General features: G+C 73.1%; 13 protein-coding genes. 4 read left to right on the plus strand and 9 right to left on the minus strand.

Going from position 1 to position 16,395, the window contains the following annotated elements:
- Positions 1 to 30: 30 nt before the first annotated feature.
- Entirely contained in the window at positions 31 to 1,617 is a 1,587-nt protein-coding gene (locus tag ACF09C_RS18950; RefSeq protein WP_392092587.1) for a von Willebrand factor type A domain-containing protein, read from the minus strand.
- 240 nt (positions 1,618 to 1,857) lie between these two features.
- Here ACF09C_RS18950 and ACF09C_RS18955 point away from each other — a divergent pair, with 240 nt between their 5' ends.
- Positions 1,858 to 2,544, plus strand: coding sequence for a DNA-binding response regulator (locus ACF09C_RS18955; RefSeq protein ID WP_392092589.1), 687 nt, complete (start codon positions 1,858 to 1,860; stop codon positions 2,542 to 2,544).
- Between the two features lie 41 nt (positions 2,545 to 2,585).
- Here ACF09C_RS18955 and ACF09C_RS18960 read toward each other — a convergent pair whose 3' ends face one another.
- Both ACF09C_RS18960 and ACF09C_RS18965 read right to left on the minus strand, forming a co-directional pair.
- Positions 2,586 to 3,470 carry an ABC transporter permease gene (locus tag ACF09C_RS18960; protein WP_392092591.1) on the minus strand — a complete coding sequence of 295 codons (885 nt, stop codon included), beginning with the start codon at positions 3,468 to 3,470 and terminating at the stop codon, positions 2,586 to 2,588.
- Entirely contained in the window at positions 3,467 to 6,142 is a 2,676-nt protein-coding gene (locus ACF09C_RS18965) for an alpha/beta fold hydrolase (RefSeq protein ID WP_392092592.1), read from the minus strand. The genes ACF09C_RS18960 and ACF09C_RS18965 overlap by 4 nt, the downstream gene beginning before the upstream one ends.
- Positions 6,143 to 6,274: 132 nt before the next feature.
- Between ACF09C_RS18965 and ACF09C_RS18970 the strand changes: the two genes are divergently transcribed.
- The gene (locus ACF09C_RS18970; protein ID WP_392092594.1) at positions 6,275 to 6,700 is read left to right on the plus strand and encodes a GNAT family N-acetyltransferase; all 426 of its coding nucleotides are present in this window, start codon (positions 6,275 to 6,277) and stop codon (positions 6,698 to 6,700) included.
- A 111-nt stretch (positions 6,701 to 6,811) separates the two neighbouring features.
- Positions 6,812 to 7,993, plus strand: coding sequence for a S8 family peptidase (locus tag ACF09C_RS18975; RefSeq protein ID WP_392092596.1), 1,182 nt, complete (start codon positions 6,812 to 6,814; stop codon positions 7,991 to 7,993).
- Here the strand turns inward: ACF09C_RS18975 and ACF09C_RS18980 are convergent.
- From ACF09C_RS18980 to iolC, 6 genes are all read right to left on the minus strand, one after another.
- Complete coding sequence (locus ACF09C_RS18980) at positions 7,990 to 8,625, minus strand: DUF4291 domain-containing protein (protein ID WP_392092598.1); 636 nt, start codon at positions 8,623 to 8,625, stop codon at positions 7,990 to 7,992. The genes ACF09C_RS18975 and ACF09C_RS18980 overlap by 4 nt on opposite strands.
- A 121-nt stretch (positions 8,626 to 8,746) precedes the next feature.
- Positions 8,747 to 10,258, minus strand: coding sequence for a CoA-acylating methylmalonate-semialdehyde dehydrogenase (mmsA, locus tag ACF09C_RS18985; protein WP_392092600.1), 1,512 nt, complete (start codon positions 10,256 to 10,258; stop codon positions 8,747 to 8,749).
- Positions 10,259 to 10,272: 14 nt separating this feature from the next.
- On the minus strand, positions 10,273 to 12,174 hold the full coding sequence (gene iolD / locus ACF09C_RS18990; protein WP_392092602.1) for a 3D-(3,5/4)-trihydroxycyclohexane-1,2-dione acylhydrolase (decyclizing): 1,902 nt from the start codon (positions 12,172 to 12,174) through the stop codon (positions 10,273 to 10,275).
- Between the two features lie 26 nt (positions 12,175 to 12,200).
- Entirely contained in the window at positions 12,201 to 12,992 is a 792-nt protein-coding gene (iolB, locus tag ACF09C_RS18995) for a 5-deoxy-glucuronate isomerase (RefSeq protein WP_392092989.1), read from the minus strand.
- Between the two features lie 68 nt (positions 12,993 to 13,060).
- Positions 13,061 to 13,951, minus strand: a complete 891-nt coding sequence (locus ACF09C_RS19000; RefSeq protein ID WP_392092991.1) for a deoxyribose-phosphate aldolase — start codon at positions 13,949 to 13,951, stop codon at positions 13,061 to 13,063.
- A gap of 326 nt (positions 13,952 to 14,277) precedes the next feature.
- Complete coding sequence (iolC, locus tag ACF09C_RS19005; RefSeq protein ID WP_392092604.1) at positions 14,278 to 15,270, minus strand: 5-dehydro-2-deoxygluconokinase; 993 nt, start codon at positions 15,268 to 15,270, stop codon at positions 14,278 to 14,280.
- A gap of 138 nt (positions 15,271 to 15,408) precedes the next feature.
- On the opposite strand from iolC, the gene ACF09C_RS19010 reads away from it, so the two are divergent.
- The gene (locus tag ACF09C_RS19010) at positions 15,409 to 16,317 is read left to right on the plus strand and encodes a sugar phosphate isomerase/epimerase family protein (protein ID WP_392092605.1); all 909 of its coding nucleotides are present in this window, start codon (positions 15,409 to 15,411) and stop codon (positions 16,315 to 16,317) included.
- The last annotated feature ends 78 nt before the right edge of the window (positions 16,318 to 16,395 follow it).

The following is a 16,395-nucleotide window of genomic DNA, read 5'->3' on the forward strand; positions in this document are numbered from 1 at the left end:
CCGCGCGCAGCGCCTGTGGACAACTCGTGATCAGCCGCTGTACGGATCGCCCGGTTCCGCTCCCGTGCCCCGGTCGGCCTCGGCGCCCCGGAGCTTCGCCGCCTGCCGGATCGCCTCGGCCAGCTCCCGTACGACCTTGGAGCCCGACCGGTCGGCGATCGCCTGCGCGTGCTCGGCGAGTTCCCCGAGACGCGGCGCGGCCGGCAGGGCTCCGCCTCGCAGCCGGTCCGCGAAGTAGGCGGCTACGGCGGTCAGTTGCAGGCTGTCGTGGCCCGGCGCCCAGAGCGCGGGGGCGAGGGCCCCGGTCCCCACGCTGCCGGAGGCCTCGCGGGGCGCGCGGCTCTTCGGGTCGAGCCAGCGGACCGTGGCCGTGGCCAGCGGGCCGCTGCCGCCCGGCCGGGTCTTCACCGCGTACAGCGCGGTGACGGTGTGGCCCGCGCCGACCTCGCCGCCGTCCACCCGGTCGTCGCGGAAGTCCTCGTCGGCGACCTCCCGGTTCTCGTAGCCGATCAGCCGGAACCGCTCCACGGTCTTCGGGTCGAAGGCGACCTGCGCCTTGGCGTCCCGGGCACGCAGTTCGACATGGGTGGGCAGCTGCGTCACGAAGACCTTGCGGGCCTGTTCGGTGGTGGAGACGTACGTGGTGTGCCCGTCGCCCTTGTCGGCGAGCTGCTCCATGAACGCGTCGCCGTAGTCGCTGCCGACACCGACCCCGAAGAGCGTGATGCCGTACTCCCTGCGCTCCTCCTCGATCCTGTTCAGGATCGACTGCGCGTCGGTGTCCCCGGTGTTCGCGAGGGCGTCGGAGAGCAGGACGACACGGTTCGTCGCGCCCTCGCGGTGGCCCTCGACGGCGACGTCGTAGCCCTGGCGCACCCCCGCCTCCACATTGGTGGAGGAGGTCGTCGCCAGCTCGTGGACGATGCCCCGGATCCGCTCGCGCTGGCCCTTGATCCGGGTCATGGGGAGCCGCGTCTCGGCCTCGTCGCTGAAGGTGACCAGGGCGACCGAGTCGTCGTCGCGCAGCTCGTCGACGAGGATGCCGAGGGACTCCCTGACCAGGTCGAGGCGGCCGGTCTCGGCCATCGAACCGGAGATGTCGACGACGAAGGTGAGGGCGGCCGGCGGCCGTTCGCCCTGCCGGTCCGCCGCCGCCGTCGCGAGCCCGACCCGGACGAGCGACCAGCCGTCCTCGCCGGTACGGGCGCCGTCGACGGTCACGCCGAAGCCGTCGCCCTCGGGGCGCGGGTAGTCCGGGCGGAAGCTGTTGACGAACTCCTCGGGCCGCACGGAGGCCGGGTCCGGCAGGCTGCCCGCGCCGAGGGTGCGCAGGGCGTAGCCGTACGAGGCGGTGTCGACGTCCAGGGCGAACGTGGAGAGGTAGTCGGCCGGCGGTCGGGCGTCCCGCTGCTCGCCCTCCGGGGCACCCTCCTGGTCCGCGCCGGTACCGCCCGTGCCGCCGTTGCCGTTGCTCCCGCCCGGGCCGGGCGCGTAGTGGCCGCCCCCGCGCGCGTCCGACGCCTGTTTGGCGTTCTCGTTGCCCGCGCACCCCGTCAGGACCAGCCCGGCCGCCAGTATCCCGGCGGCGGTCCGCGCCGCCCATGCGTGTCGTCTCATGCCATCTCCCCCTCAGGGTCCGTCACTTGTGAATGTGACGTCCGAGGAGGGCGGACGGAGCAGACGAGGGAGTTGCGGAAGGATCTCAATGCGGCAACGGCGGCCTGGGCACTCTCCCGTGGCATGGACTCGCCACCTTCCTCAACAGGGGTTGTCACCGTACGCAGTCACGTGCGTACATGGAGTGGCACACCGATCGGGCGGGGGTGGTCAACGGTGGGTGAGACTGCGGGATCCGTGATGCTCGCGCGATCGGCGATGAACAGGGCCGCGCCGGAGGCCCAGCGGCCGCCGGGGCGTCCCGTCCGCGGGGCACGGCGGATCGGCGCGGCGCTGGCCGCGCTCGCCTCCTCCACGCGCCACGAGTTGCTGACCTTCGACGACCCGGCCGCCTCCGCGGGCCGTGCGATCCCCGAGCCGTTCCTGGAGTTGGCGGGAGCGTGCATGCGGGCCGCGGCGGAGCGGGCCCCGGAGGTCAGACGGATCGTGCCACGCCACGCCCTCCCCCAGGTGGCGGGCGCGGTCCGGATGCCGGGGCGGGCGCGGCTCGCGGACACGATCCCGTTCAAGATGATCGTCGTCGACCGTACGGTCGCGGCCGTCCCGCTCGATCTCGACCTGCTCTACAACGGGCTGCTGCTGATCCGCGATCCGGTCGTCGTGCAGGCCCTGGTCCGCGCCCACCACGCCAGTTGGGACGCGGGCGAGGAGCTGACCGGCGCGACGACCCGGAGGACCGGGCTCCCCCCACAGCTCCGCCCGGTCCTCGAAGCCCTGCTCGCGGGGCTCACCGACGAGACGGCCGCCGCCCGCCTCGGCATGTCGGGGCGGACGTACAGCCGCCGGGTCGGCGAGCTGCTGCACGCCCTGGGCACGACGAGCCGCTTCCGCGCGGGCGCGGAAGCGGCTCGAAGGGGGTGGCTGTGAGGGACCCGCCGGCCGGTCGAGGGCCGGGGCACCCGTCCCTGCTACGAAACGATGTCCTTGCGGGCGAACCCCCGGAAGGCGAGCGCGAAGAGGATCACCGCGTATGTCACCGAGATCGCCGTTCCCTTCACCATCCCGCCCCACTCCAGCTGCGGCTGGAGCGCGTCCACCCAGGCGTACTGCCAGTGCGCGGGCACGAAGTCCCGCCAGGAGCCGAGGGCCGTGACGGCGTCCAGGACGTTGCCGATGATCGTCAGGCCGACCGCGCCGCCCACGGCGCCCAGCGGGGCGTCGGTGCGGGTCGACAGCCAGAACGCGAGCCCGGCCGTGACCAGTTGGGAGACGAAGATGAAGCCGACGGCAAGGGCCAGCCTGACCAGGGTCTCGTCGGCCGGCAGAGCCCCGCCGGTGGGCAGCTTCAGCGGCCCCCAGCCGTAGGCGAAGGTGCCCGCGACCAGCGCCACCAGCGGCAGCAGCACCAGCGCGGCCGCGCTGAAGCCGAGCGCCACCGCCAGCTTGGACCAGAGCAGCCGTCCGCGCGGCACGGGTGCCGCGAGGAGATAGCGCAGCGAGGACCAGCTCGCCTCGGAGGCGACGGTGTCCCCGCAGAACAGCGCGACCGTCACCACGAGGAGGAAGCCCGCCGAGACGAACAGACAGGTGGCGGCGAAGTTCGCCGCCGACGCCGTCGCCGTGTCCATCAGCGTGATGCGACTGTTGCTGCCGTCGGCGTCCTGGTCCCCGCCGATCGCGAAGGCGATGATCAGGATGAACGGCAGCGCGGCGAGCACCGCGCCCATGACCAGGGTGCGGCGCCGCTTCAGCTGCCGCACGGCCTCGACGCGCAGCGGCAGGGTGCGCCGCGGCCGGTAGCCGGGGGCGGTCTCCACGAGCTCCGCCGGTTCGGCGGTGGTCGTCGTGCTCATGCGGATCCTCCTCCGATCAGGGTCAGGAACGCGTCCTCGAGGCGCCGGTGCGGTCCCACACCGGTCACGGGCACGTCCAGGCGGACGAGTTCGCCGATCAGGCCGGTGGCGTCACCGCCGTCCAGACGGATGAGCAGTCCGCCCTCGGTCCGTACCGCGGAACCGACCCCGGGCAGCGCGCCGATCTTGTCGACGAGCGGGTCGGGGACGGTGTCCCCGAGCGTCACGAGCAGGGTGTCCCCCGCGCCGGTGATCTCGCCGACCGGCCCGGCCTGCACCAGCCGGCCCCGGTCCATCACCACGAGATGGGTGCAGGACTGCTCGACCTCCGAGAGGAGGTGGCTGGAGACGATGACGGTCCGGCCCCCGGCCGCGTACCGGATCATCACGTCCCGCATCTCGCGGATCTGTGGCGGGTCGAGGCCGTTCGTCGGCTCGTCGAGGATCATCAGATCCGGCAGGCCGAGCATGGCCTGGGCGATCGCAAGACGCTGCCGCATGCCCTGCGAGTAGGTGCGGACGGCCCGGGCGAGGGCGTCGCCGAGGCCGGCGATCTCCAGGGCCTCCTCGATGTGCGCGTCCTCGGCGGGCCGGCCGGTGGCCCTCCAGTACAGCTCCAGGTTGTCCCGCCCGGACAGGTGCGGCAGGAAGCCCGCGCCCTCGACGAAGGCGCCGACCCGGGAGAGGACCGGGGCGCCCGGTCGGACCGCCTGCCCGAAGACCCGGATCTCCCCCTCGTCGGGGGTGATCAGGCCCATGAGCATGCGCAGGGTCGTCGTCTTCCCGGCGCCGTTGGGCCCGAGCAGGCCGAGGACCTGCCCCTGCTCGACACGGAAGGAGAGGTCCCGTACGGCATACCGGTCGGAGGACTTGGCGTACTTCTTCGCGAGGCCGGTGATCTGCAGCGGTACGGCGGCGAGTTCGGGGTCGGGGGCGGGCGCCGAGGTCCGGCGCCGGGAGGTGAGCAGCAGCGCGGCGGCGATCAGCACGCCCGCGAGCGGCAGGCCCCACACCCACCAGGGCAGCGCGGCGGCCTGGTTCGCCACGGCGGGCGCGGTCGGCACGGTCAGCGGCGACTCGACGGCGACGGTGTACGTGGCCGGGGCGGCCGGCGAGGCGTAGCCGAGGTCGGTGGCCGAGAGCACCAGCCGCAGCCGGTGACCTGCCTCGACCTCGTGGTCGATCGCGGGCAGCGTCAGCTCGACGCTCCGGCCGCCCTTGCCCGCGCCGTCGACGCGGACGGGGGCGACGAGCTGGGCGGGCAGCACCTGCTGCCTGCCGTCCGGACCGACGTCGTAGACCTTGCCGAAGAGGACGGCCGAGCCGTCCGGGCTGTCCGAGGTGACCTTGACGCGCACGGTCGGCGTGCCCGTGATCCGTACTGGCTCGGTCTGCGGCTTCGCCTCGAACCGGGCGTACTGGCCCGGGAAGTCGAGGGAGAGGCCGACGCCGAGCGAGGAGAGCTGGGAGAGCCCGCCGCCGATGCCCGGGACGGCGGAGATGGCGGGCGGGTTGGCGCCGGCCGGGTTGGCGAAGGACTCCGGCCGGGCGGCGTCCAGCGGGAGGGACACCGGGCCGCCGGTGAGTCCCGGGTAGCGGTCGGCGGTCGCGCCGCGCAGCTGTGCCTCGCCGTCGGTGGAGTCGACCCCTCCGGCGCGGCTGACGCGGAACGCGGGCCCGGTGGAGGCGCCCTCGTCCCGCTTCAGGTAGTGGTCGAACCATTCGCCGATCCGGGCCTCGACCCGCTCGGTCTCGCGGTCGCCGCCGTCGTGACCACCGGAGATCCAGTCGACGGCCACGGGCGCGCCGTTGGCGGCGATCGCCTTCGCCATGGCGTCGGCGTGGGTGAGCGGGAAGAGGGAGTCGCTCTGGCCCTGGACGACGAGAGTGGGGACCTTGATCCGGTCGCCGACGGCGGAGGGGCTGCGGGCTTCGAGCAGGGACCGGGCGGCGGCGTCGGGCTGCCCGGAGACGGCGACGCGCTGGTACAGCCGGCACAGCTCGTCGGTGAAACGCCCGCAGGCTCCGCTCCCGGCCTCCTGGCCCCTTCCCTCGCCCTCTCCGGAGCCGGCGGAGAAGAAGATCCCGGCCCAGAGCTTCTTGAAGACGCCGTTCGGGAAGAGGGCGTCGGCGAGGTTCCAGTACGTGATCTGGGGCGCGATCGCGTCGACGCGGGTGTCGTACCCGGCGGCGAGCAGGGAGACCGCACCGCCGTAGGACGCGCCGGTGACGCCGACGCGCGGGTCCCCGGCCCTGTCGAGCTGGACCTCGGGCCGCTTCGCGAGCCAGTCGATCAGCCGCTGGACGTCCTTGACCTCGTGGGCGGGGTCGTTGAGGCCGATGCGCCCGGTGGAGGCGCCGAAGCCGCGCGCCGACCAGGTCAGGACGGCGTAGCCGTCGCGGGCGAGCTGCTCGGCCTGGGCGCGGACGTCGTCCTTGGAGCCGCCGAAGCCGTGCCCGAGCAGCACGGCGGGCCGGCGGTCGGCGGCGGCGCCGGAGGCTCCGGAGGTGAAGTACGAGGTGTCGATCCGCGCCCCGTCCATGTCGAGCTGCTGGTCCGCGCGGTGCACGGGCGGTGGTTCGTCGGAGGCGACGGCGGTCCAGGTACCGGCGCCCGCGAGCACGGCGATGGCGGCCGTGACCGCGGCCCACCGGGGGAATCGGAATGGCATGGTGTCGAGCGTAGGCGGGTCGCCTGTGGAACTCGGCTGCCGAGGGGCGGAAATCGGCGGCCTCCTGCAGTCGTACGCCGTACCGTCCCCGTACACCAGGCGCGGTACGCGCGGCGAGGCGAAGGAGCCGGAATGCGGATCGAACGGGCGACGACGGTGGCCGAACTTCTCGCGGCGGCGCACCTCTACGACGGGCCGCCGCGGGAGCGCTGGGCTGAGGCGTTCCTGGCGGCGCCGGGGCACGTGATGCTGATCGCGTACGCCGAGGACGGCTTCCCGGCGGGCCTGGTGTCGGGCGTCGAGATGCTGCACCCGGACAAGGGGGTGGAGCTCTGTCTCTACGAGCTGTCGGTGGACGAGGCGTACCGGCGGCGCGGGGTGGGCCGGGCGCTGACGGAGGCGCTGGCGGCGGAGGCCAGGGCGCGGGGCTGTTACGACCTGTGGGTGGGGGTGGATCCGGACAACGAGGCGGCGCTGCGGACGTACCGCTCGGCGGGAGCGCGTGACGACGGTGCGTTCACGATGCTGACCTGGGAGTTCGACGTGAAGGACCGGTGAGAGGAGCCGACGCCCTCTTGTACGACGCATGACAAGGCGAGACCCTGTGGCGCACCACGCACCCCGTACTGCCGGTAACCCGGACAACGAAAGGTTCAGGTGCCCCACCACATGACCCGAATATCTCGCCGCGCCCTGGCGGTCGTCCCCGTCCTCGCGCTCGCCGCGGGCCTCCAGCTGGCGGTCTCCCCCACGGCGCAGAGCGCCCCCGTCGTCGGCGATCTCCGCCTGGCCCCCGCGTCCCTGGCCGTGGAGAACAGCTGGATCGTCGTCCTCAAGGACGGCACGACCCGCGCCGCGGACCTGGGCGTCACGCCGAAGCACGAGTACAGCAAGGTCCTCAAGGGCTTCTCGGCCACCCTGTCGAAGACCGAGGCCACCGCGCTCGCCAAGGACCCGCGGGTGGCGTACGTGGAGCAGAACGCGACGGTCCGGATGGCCGAGACCCAACCAGGAGCGACCTGGGGCCTGGACCGCGTGGACCAGCGCGACCTGCCCCTCTCGACGACGTACACGTACACCACCCAGGCCTCGAACGTCACCGCGTACATCATCGACACCGGCATCCGTACCTCGCACAGCGAGTTCGGCGGCCGGGCGACGGTCGGCACCGACACCGTCGGCGGCGGGCAGAACGGCCAGGACTGCCAGGGCCACGGCACACACGTCGCGGGCACGGTCGGCGGCGCGAAGTACGGCGTCGCCAAGGGCGCGAAGCTGGTGGCGGTACGGGTCCTGGACTGCAACGGGTCCGGTACGACGGCCGGCGTCATCGCGGGCGTCGACTGGGTCACGGCCAACGCGGTCAAGCCGGCGGTCGCCAACATGAGCCTGGGCGGCGGCGCGAACACCTCGCTGGACGACGCCGTGAAGCGCTCGATCGCGTCGGGCGTGACGTACGCGGTCGCGGCGGGCAACGGCAACTTCCTCGGCCTGCCGGCCAGGGCCTGCAACTACTCCCCGGCCCGCGTCCCCGAGGCGATCACGGTCGGCGCGACGGACTCCGCCGACCGGCGGGCCTCGTTCTCCAACTACGGCACGTGCGTGGACCTCTTCGCCCCGGGCGTCTCGATCACCTCGGCGTGGAAGGACAACGACACCGCGACGAACACGATCTCGGGCACGTCGATGGCGGCCCCGCACACGGCGGGCGTGGCGGCCCTCTACCTGTCGGCCAACCCGACGGCGACCCCGGCCCAGGTGAGCAGCGCACTTGTGAACAACGCGACCCCGGGCAAGGTCCAGGACCCGAGGACCGGCTCCCCGAACCGCCTCCTGCACTCCCTCTTCTAGGCCCTGTCCGGCCCTGATCCGCCGGACAGTCCCTCACGCACAAGACGCCCGAGGAGCGCCCCGTCCCCCGGATAGGGCAGCTCCTCGGGCACCCGGGCCCGAGCCTCGTCCACCCGCCCTTCCCTCATGAGGGCGTGCACCTCGTGCGCGAGGGCCGTGACGTCCCGTATCCCGACGATCCACTCGTCGGCGTACCGCCGCGAGGCCTCCCCCGAGAGCCCCAGCTGAAGGGACCGGTACGGCAGCGCGGCCAGCCGCAGATCCCTCTCGGGATCCCACTGCACACGAGCCGGAGACTCCCTCAACTCCCTCTTCCACCCGGCCTGATCCGCGTGGAACCCCCGCACGTAGTGCGACAGACAGGCGTGCCGCAGGGCCCACTCGAACCCCTCGCGCGTGATCTCCACGCCCAGCACGGTCTGCTGCCCCTCCTTGAGCCCCCACCCGCACCGGTACATCATCCACAGGAACGAGGGCTTGACCCACGTCATCCGCCCCCGCTTCCAACTCCCCGGAAACCGCCCGTCCCGAGCGGCCGGCAGCCCGATGACGGGGTCGTAGGCCTGGTACACGGTCACGGTCGACTCGCTGTACACGGCCCGGATCTGATACTTCGGCGGAACGACAGACATCCCCCCAGCCTGCTGGGCACCCCGCTCCCGGGGCCACTCAATTTGCGTGCACGGTGTCGTCCGACGAAGCGACCCCCGCCGGCCGGGGCCGACGGGGGTCGCTGGGGGTGCAGGGGGTGTGTCAGTGGTTGCGGGGGAAGCCGAGGTCGACGCCTGCGGGGGCCTCCGAGGGGTCCGGCCAGCGGGTGGTGACGACCTTGCCGCGGGTGTAGAAGTGGACGCCGTCGTTGCCGTAGATGTGGTGGTCGCCGAAGAGCGAGTCCTTCCAGCCACCGAAGCTGTGGTAGCCGACGGGGACCGGGATCGGGACGTTCACGCCGACCATGCCCGCCTGGATCTCCAGCTGGAAGCGGCGGGCCGCGCCGCCGTCGCGGGTGAAGATCGCGGTGCCGTTGCCGAACGGCGAGGCGTTGATGAGGGCCACGCCCTCCTCGTACGTCTCCGCGCGCAGCACGCACAGCACCGGGCCGAAGATCTCGTCCTGGTACGCCGTCGCCGACGTCGGGACCCTGTCCAGGAGGGACAGACCGATCCAGTGGCCGTTCTCGAAGCCGTCGACGGTGTAGCCCGTGCCGTCCAGGACGACCTCGCAGCCCTCGTCGGCCGCGCCCTTCACGTACGAGGCGACCTTGTCGCGGTGGACGGCCGTGATGAGCGGGCCCATCTCGGAGGTCGGGTCGTTGCCGGGGCCGATCTTGATCTTCTCGGCGCGCTCGCGGATCTTCTCCACCAGCTCGTCGCCGATCGCGCCGACCGCGACGACCGCCGAGATCGCCATGCAGCGCTCACCGGCCGAGCCGTACGCCGCCGAGACCGCCGCGTCCGCCGCCGCGTCCAGGTCCGCGTCCGGCAGGACCAGCATGTGGTTCTTCGCGCCGCCCAGCGCCTGGACGCGCTTGCCCGCGGCCGAGGCCGTGGTGTGGATGTAGCGGGCGATCGGGGTCGAGCCCACGAAGGAGATCGCCGAGACGTCCGGGTGCTCCAGGAGACGGTCGACCGCCACCTTGTCACCGTGCACGACGTTGAAGACGCCCTCCGGCAGGCCCGCCTCGGCGAGCAGCTCCGCGATCTTCAGGGACGGCGAGGGGTCCTTCTCGCTCGGCTTGAGGATGAAGGTGTTGCCGCACGCGATGGCGATCGGGAACATCCACATCGGCACCATGGCCGGGAAGTTGAACGGCGTGATGCCGGCGACGACACCGACCGGCTGGCGGATCGCGGCGACGTCGACGCGGTTCGACACCTGCGTCGACAGCTCGCCCTTGAGCTGCGTCGTGATGCCGCAGGCCAGGTCGACGATCTCCAGACCGCGGGCGACCTCGCCCAGCGCGTCCGAGTGGACCTTGCCGTGCTCGGCGGTGATCAGCTCGGCGATGGCGTCCCGGTTGGCGTCGAGCAGCGCGCGGAACTTGAACAGGATCGTGGTGCGCTGCGCGAGCGACGCCGTGCCCCACGTCTCGAAGGCGGTCTTCGCGGCGGCCACCGCCGCGTCGACCTCCTCGACCGAGGCCAGCGCCACCTGCGTGGTCACGGCGCCGGTGGCCGGGTCGGTGACCGGGCCCCAGTTGCCCGACGTGCCCTCGACGGTCTTGCCACCGATCCAGTGGTTGACGGTCTTGACGGTGTTCGTCATGACGAAATGCTCCTTCAGAGATGGCGGCGTCGGGCGGTGACGTGCCGGTCGTACTCCTCCCGGGCCTTGACCGCCGACGGGCGGGTCGAGGTCTCGGCCACGGGCACATCCCACCATGCCTGGGCCGGGGGCGGGCCCGACACTGTGTCTGCCGTTTCGGTCTCCACGTAGACACATGTGGGGACGGTGGCCGACCGCGCGTCGGCCAGGGCTTCTCGCAGGTCACGTACGGTACGGGGGGTCAGCACGCGCATCCCGAGGGAGGCCGCGTTGGCCGCCAGGTCGACCGGGAGCGGCGCGCCGGTGAATCCGCCGTCGCTCGCCCGGAAGCGGTACGCGGTGCCGTAGCGCTCACCTCCCACCGCCTCGGAAAGCCCCCCGATGGAGGCGTACCCGTGGTTCTGCAGGATCACCACCTTGAGGGGCAGTCGCTGCTGGACGGCGGTGACGATCTCGGTGGGGTTCATCAGATATGTCCCGTCGCCGACCAGCGCCCAGACCGGCCGGCCGGGCGCGGCGAGCGCCACGCCGATCGCCGCCGGGATCTCGTAGCCCATGCACGAGTACCCGTATTCGACGTGGTACTGGTCGGCGGAGCGGGCCCGCCAGAGCTTGTGGAGGTCGCCGGGGAGCGAGCCGGCCGCGTTGATCAGGATGTCGTCCGCGGTGACCAGGGTGTCGAGTGCGCCCAGGACCTGGGCCTGGGTGGGGCGCGCCGCCCCGTCGTCGGCGGCGGTGTACGCGGCGGTGACGCGCCGCTCCCAGCGGAGCTTCTCCTCCGCGTACTCGTGTGCGTAGTGCTCGGTGACATGGTGTGGGTCAAGCAGCGCGTGCAGGCCCTCCAGCCCCTCGCGGGCGTCCGCGACCAGCGGCAGCGCGGCCATCTTGTGGGTGTCGAAGGCGGCGATGTTGAGGTTGACGAACCGGACGTCCGGGTGGGTGAAGAGGGTTCCGGACGCGGTGGTGAAGTCGGTCCAGCGCGTGCCGACCCCGATGACCACGTCGGCCGTGCGGGCCAGGTGGTCGGCGACGGCGGTGCCGGTGTGGCCGACGCCGCCGACGTCCTGCGGGTGGTCGTGGCGCAGCGCGCCCTTGCCGGCCTGGGTGGAGGCGACCGGGATGCCGGTCAGGGAGGCGAAGGTGTCGAGCGCCTCCTCTGCGCCGCTGTACTTGACCCCGCCGCCCGCGACGATCAGCGGCCGGGTCGCGCGGCCGATCGCCGCGACCGCCGCCTCCAGCTCGGCGGCGTCCGGCACCGGCCGGCGCACCCGCCAGACCCGCTCGGCGAAGAACTCCTCCGGCCAGTCGTACGCCTCCGCCTGGACGTCCTGCGGCAGTGCCAGGGTGACCGCCCCGGTCGCGACGGGGTCGGTGAGGGCCCGCGCGGCGGCGAGCGCGGCCGGGATCAGCACCTCGGGGCGGGTGATCCGGTCGAAGTACACGGAGACCGGGCGCAGGCAGTCGTTGACCGACACATCACCGGCGTACGGGACCTCCAGCTGCTGGAGGACCGGGTCGGCGGGCCGGGTGGCGAAGGAGTCCCCGGGCAGGAGCAGGACCGGGAGGCGGTTGATCGTGGCGAGCGCGGCGCCGGTGACGAGGTTGGTGGCGCCCGGGCCGATGGAGGTGGTCACGGCGTGTGTGGAGAGCCGGGTGGACTGGCGGGCGTAGCCGACGGCGGCGTGCACCATGGCCTGTTCGTTACGGCCCTGGTGGTACGGCATCTCGTCGGCGAACTCGACGAGGGCCTGGCCGATCCCGGCGACGTTCCCGTGGCCGAAGATGCCCCAGGTCGCGGCGATCAACCGGCGGCGGACGCCGTCGCGTTCGGTGTACTGCGCGGCGAGGAACCGCACGAGCGCCTGCGCGACGGTCAGCCTGACCACGCGGTGGGGGCTCACGTGGTGGGGGCTCACGCGGTTGGGGCTCTCCTCGTTCCGGCTCACCTGTATCCCTCCGTGTGGTCCGGGTGGAAGCAGATCTTCCACTCGCGGTCGGGCCCTGGTCCGGCCATCACGTTCAGGTAGTACATGTCGTGGGCGGGCTGCGCGATCGACGGCCCGTGCCAGCCGTCCGGTACGAGGACGGCGTCGCCGGTGCGGACCTCGGCGAGGAGGTCGGCGCCGCCGGGCCGGGACGGCGAGATCCGCTGGTAGCCGACTCCGTCGCCGGCGATCTCGTAGTAGTAGATCTCCTCCAGCTCGGACTCGACGCCGGGCCGGTGCTCGTCGTGCTTGTGGGGCGGGTAGGAGGACCAGTTCCCGCCGGGGGTGATCACCTCGACGGCGATCAGCCGGTCCGCCTCGAAGACGCCGGCGGCGGCGAAGTTCCGTACCTGCCGGGCCTGGTTGCCGCTGCCGCGGGCCTCGACGGGTACCTCCGGCGCGGGGCCGTAGCGGGCGGGGAGTCGTCGCTCGCACTTCGCTCCTGCCAAAGCGAAGCGGCCTCCCGCACCGGAGGCGATCTGGACCCGTGCGTCGCGGGGCACGTAGGCGAAGTCGGTCACTCCGCCGAACACGCTCTCGCGGCCCAGGAGTTGAAGCGTCTGGCCATCGGTGTGCACCGTACAGCCGCCGGTGAGCGGAAGTACGATCCACTCGCTTTCCCCGGTGTCCAGGAGGTGGGTGGCCCCTGGAGCGAGGTCGAGGACGCGCAGTGCGGAGTGCCCCCAGCCGGCCCGCTCGGGGTCGACGTGGAGCGTGTACGGCCCGCGGGAGGCGCTCCCGGCGGGCAGATGGAGCTGGTGGTGAGCGGGGGGACGGTCGGGGTACGCGGAGTGCTCGGGTACGTCGGGGTGATCGTTCACGCGTGCTGGGTCCTTCCTACCGTCTCGCGCAGCAGGCGCGCAGCGGTATCGACAGCTCCGGCCACATCTCCGTCCTCGGGGTAGAGCAGGGCGCGGCCGACGACCAGGCCCCGGACGGTGGGGGCGCGCAGCGCGCGGCGCCATCTCTCGTACAGGACGTGCTGGGCGTCCGGCCCGGGCCCCGGGTCTCCGCCCAGGAGGACGGTGGGGAGCGTGGTGGCCGCGAGGACCCGGGCCATGTCCTCGGGGTGCTCGGTGACGGGGACTTTCAGCCAGGTGTAGGCGGAGGTGCCGCCGAGACCGGAGGCGATGGCGAGGGAGGTGACGACGGCCTCGGCGGAGAGGTCGTTGTGGAGCCTGCCGTCGTGGTCGCGGTGGCAGAGGAAGGGCTCGACGAAGACGGGCAGGCCGAGGGCGGCCATCTCGTCGACGGCGCGGGCCGCGGTGTGCAGGGTGGTGAGCGAACCGGGGTCGTCCGGGTCGATCCGCAGCAGCAGCTTCCCGGCGTCGAGGCCGAGCCGGGCGAGGTCCTGGGGGCGGTGGCCGGTGAAGCGGTCGTCGAGCTCGAAGGCGGTGCCGGCGAGACCGCCGCGGTTCATGGAGCCGACGGCGAGGCGGTCGTCCAGGGCGCCGAGCAGGAGCAGGTCGTCGAGGATGTCCGCGGAGGCGAGGACGCCGTCGACACCGGGCCGGGACAGCGCGAGCCGCAACCGCCCGAGCAGGTCCGCGCGGTCGGCCATCGCGTACGGCCGCGCGCCGACACCGAGGGCGCCGCGGGCGGGGTGGTCGGCGGCGACGATCAGCAGTCGGTCCCGCTCCTCCCACCACCCCCTTGTCCTCCGCCGCGCGGCCGCCTCGGCCACGGCCTCGGGCCGCCGCGCCCGCACGTCGACGAGCCACTCGACGTCGACGGGCTCGAGCCCCTCGCCGACGGCGGCGGCCCGCGCGAACCGCCTCGGCGGCGCGGGGCGGGCAACGCCTGGCAGTGGATCGGGGGCGGACGGGGTGGCGGGGGCCGACGGTGTGGCGGGGGCCGACGGTGTGGCGGGGGCCGACGGGGCTGTCGGGGCGCCCAGGGCTGGCGGGGCACCCGGGGCTGCCGGGGCTGCCGGGGGCGATGTGGGCTCCGGAGAAGGGGGCGCCGGGGCCGCTTTCGGGCCGCCGGCTCGGCGGTGGGCGGCTCGGGTGCGCCAACCGTCGGCGGGGTGGCGGGTCATGGGGTGCGCTCCGGGAGCGTGCCGGTTCCGGTGGTGAGGGCCAGGTCGATCTCGTCGGCGTAGGGCATCGCCGGGGAGCAGGCGAGCCGGCCAGCGACGATCGCGCCCGCCGCGTTGGCCCGGCGCAGGGCGCTGTCCAGGTCCCGACCGGCGAGCAGACCGTCGCAGAGCGCCCCGCCGAACGCGTCGCCCGCACCGAGCCCGTTGACCACCTCGACCGGCAGGGGCGCGACCTCCGCGCTCTCTCCGTCGGAGGTCAGCGCGAGGACGCCCTTGGGGCCCTGCTTCACGACCGCGATCCGCACTCCGGCGGCGAGCAGCGCGCGGGCCGCCGCGTAGGGCTCGCGCTCGCCGGTCGCGACCTCGCACTCGTCCAGGTTCCCCACGGCGACGGTGGCGCCGCGCAGGGCCTCCCGGTAGAGGGGGCCCGCCTCGGCCGGGTCGGGCCAGAGCGCCGGACGCCAGTCCAGGTCGAGGAAGGTCAGGTCGCCGGTGCCCGCCTCTCCGCGCTCCCGCAGCGCGCCGAGCGTCGCCTCGCGGCTCGGTTCGACGCTCAGCCCGGTGCCGGTCACCCAGAACGCCCGGGCCGCCCGGATCGCCCCGAGGTCCAACTCCTCCGGGCGGATCTCCAGGTCCGGCGCCCGGGGCCGCCGGTAGAAGTGGATCGGGAAGTCGTCGGGCGGGAAGATCTCACAGAAGGTGAGCGGGGTCGGGTACGCCGGCACGGGCGTCACCCAGCGGTCGTCGACCCCGTACCCACGCAGCTCCGTGTGCAGGTACTCGCCGAACGGGTCCGCCCCGGTCCGGCTCACCAGCGCCGTCCGCCGGCCGAGCCGGGCCGCCGCGACGGCCACGTTCGCGGGCGAACCGCCGAGGAACTTCCCGAAGGTCTCCGCCCGGGCGAGCGGAACACCGACCTGGAGCGGATAGAGGTCCACCCCGAGACGCCCCATCGTGATCAGCTCGTACGGCTCCGGCTCCGCATCCACACGCGCCACCTCTCACCTCGGCCCCGCACCCAGGTCTAGTCGTCCGTCCCGAACCCTGTCAACGCTATGTCCTTACATTCGGACGAGCGCCTCGGCGCGTCTTGACGCGCCGTTCCGGGCGCGGTCAAGGTGGCTCCCATGACGAAGCCGTCGCCGCTGTCCCGCATCCGTATCGGCTCCGCCCCCGACTCCTGGGGCGTCTGGTTCCCCGACGACCCCCGGCAGGTCCCCTGGCAGCGCTTCCTCGACGAGGTCGCCGACGCCGGGTACACCTGGATCGAGCTCGGCCCGTACGGCTATCTCCCCACCGATCCGGCCGTTCTGGCCGAGGAGACGGGCCGTCGGGGTCTGCGGGTCTCGGCGGGCACGGTCTTCACCGGGCTGCACCACGGCCCGGCCGTGTGGGACAGGACCTGGGCCCATGTCGCGGACAACGCGGCGCTCGCCCGGGCGATGGGCGCCGAGCACCTGGTCGTCATCCCGTCCTTCTGGCGTGACGACAAGACGGGCGAGGTCCTGGAGGACCGCACGCTCACCGCCGAACAGTGGCGCGATCTGACCGGTCTGACCGAGCGTCTGGGCCGTGAGGTGCGGGACCGGTTCGGGCTGCGGATCGTCGTCCACCCGCACGCGGACACGCATGTCGACAGCGAGGAGAACGTGGCCCGGTTCCTGGACGCCACCGACCCGGACCTGGTCTCCCTCTGCCTGGACACCGGGCACTACGCGTACTGCGGCGGCGACAGCGTCAAGCTGATCGAGACGTACGGCGAGCGGATCGGCTACCTCCACCTCAAGCAGGTCGACCCGGAGGTCCTCGCCGGGGTGGTCGCCGACGGGGTGCCGTTCGGGCCGGCCGTGGCCCGGGGCGTGATGTGCGAGCCGCCCTCGGGGGTGCCCGCGCTGGAACCGGTCCTGGCTGCGGCCCAGGCGCTCGACGTGGACCTCTTCGCCATCGTCGAGCAGGACATGTACCCGTGCGAGCCCGACAGGCCGTATCCGATCGCGGTCCGCACCCGCCGCTTCCTGCGCTCCTGCGGAGCGTAGGAGCTTCCGTAGCGCCGCACGCCACGCCGATGTGACCATGCGTCACTTACGTCACATCCGTCCTCCTGTCGTCACACA

The organism is Streptomyces sp. NPDC014870 (assembly GCF_043081505.1).
Classification (GTDB): Bacteria; Actinomycetota; Actinomycetes; order Streptomycetales; family Streptomycetaceae; genus Streptomyces.